At 74.1% G+C, this 1,688-nt stretch carries 1 protein-coding gene; it reads left to right on the top strand.

Annotated features, from left to right (window positions below; genetic code table 11):
* Positions 1-1,688, top strand: a 1,688-nt coding sequence (locus R6V09_RS52490) for a SpoIIE family protein phosphatase (protein ID WP_317888458.1), incomplete at both ends; no start/stop codon positions are given.

Consider the following 1,688-nt stretch of genomic DNA (forward strand, 5'->3'; position numbering starts at 1 on the left):
CTGCGGGTGCGGGCGGCGGACGGCTCGGCCCGGCTGCTGGACCTGTGGACGCCCGCCACCGGCCCCGTCCCGACGGACGGCGGATATCGGGTCAGTGGCGTCGTCATCGACCCCGGCCCCGCCCCGATGGCCGACAGCGTGGCCGATCTGCTCCCGGACGGCGTGTTCTGCCTGGACCGGCTGGGGCTGGTCACCTACGCCAATCCACGCGCCGCCCAGCTGCTGGGCACCCCGCGCGAGGAGCTGCTCGGCCGCCCGCTGTGGGAGGGCGTGCCCTGGCTGAACCAGATCGGCTGCGAGGACCAGCTGCGCGGCGCCCTGCTGTCGCTCGGGACGGTGAACTTCCACGTCCGGCGTCCGGACGGGCAGAAACAGCCGCCGGAGCCGTACGAGGGCGACTGGCTGGCGCTGGCGGTCCATCCCGGCCACGACCAGCTGACCTGCACGGTCGCGCCGTCGACCCGGGTGGCGGGCCCGCCGATCCCGCTGGTGCCGGTGCACCCCGAGGGGGCCGACGCCCCGGGGAACGGCGTCACCTCGCTCGCTCCGCTGTACCGGCCGATCGTGCTCGCCATCGCGCTGACGGAGGCGGTCACCGCCCGCCAGGTGTCGGCGGTGGTCATGAAGGAGCTGCTGCCCGCGTTCGGCGGCCGGCGGCTCGCGATCTACCTGTTGCAGGAGCGGCATCTGTACCTGGCCTGGGAGACCGGCTTCCCGCAGGGCTTCCTCGCCCCCTTCGACGGGGTCGGACTCGACACCCGGCTGCCCGGTGTCGAGACCCTGACCACCGGACGCCCGCTCTTCTTCGACTCCATGCAACAGCTCGCGGACGCCTATCCGGGCATCCCGCTGGACGCGGAGGTGGGGGCCCGCGCGTTCCTGCCGCTGATCGCGTCCGGGCGCCCGGTCGGCTCGGCCATCCTGGGCTTCGACCGGTCCCACAGCTTCAGCTCCGAGGAGCGCGCGGTGCTCACCGCCCTCGCCGGACTGATCGCCCACGCGATGGAGAAGGCCCAGCGCTACGACTCGGAGGCGGCCCTCGCCCGCGGCCTCCAGCAGGCCCTGCTCCCCCGCCGACTGTCGGTCCACCCGCAGGTGGAGACGGCCGGCCGCTATCTGCCGGGCACCCAGGGCATGGAGGTGGGCGGCGACTGGTACGACGTCGTCGAGTCCGGCGACGGTCTGGCCCTGGTGATCGGCGACGTCCAGGGGCACGGTGTCCAGGCCGCCGCCACCATGGGTCAACTCCGCAGCGCGGTAAGGGCGTTCGCACTCGGGGACCGGCCGCCCGACGAGGTGATGAGCGGCACCAACCATCTCCTCATCGACCTCGACCCCGGCCAGTTCGCGAGCTGCTGCTACCTCCGTCTCGACCCGGCGAGCGGGCTGGTCCAGGTCGCCCGGGCCGGGCATCCGCCCCCGCTGATCCGTACCCCGGACGGCCGTACCCGGGTCTGGGACATCCCCGGGGGCGTAGTACTCGGGGTGGACCCGCACGCCCAGTACCCCGTGGCGGAACTCCAGCTGGAGCCCGACTCCATCCTGGCGCTCTACACCGACGGCCTCGTCGAGCGGCCCGGCGTCGACATCGACGACGGCATCGCCGCCCTGCGGGTCGCCCTCGCGAAGGCGGGCGGTACCGCCGCACGGCCGGGCGGGCGTTCCCTGGCCGGTGTCGCCGACCGGCT

The organism is Streptomyces sp. W16 (genome assembly GCF_033194735.1).
Lineage (GTDB): Bacteria > Actinomycetota > Actinomycetes > Streptomycetales > Streptomycetaceae > Streptomyces.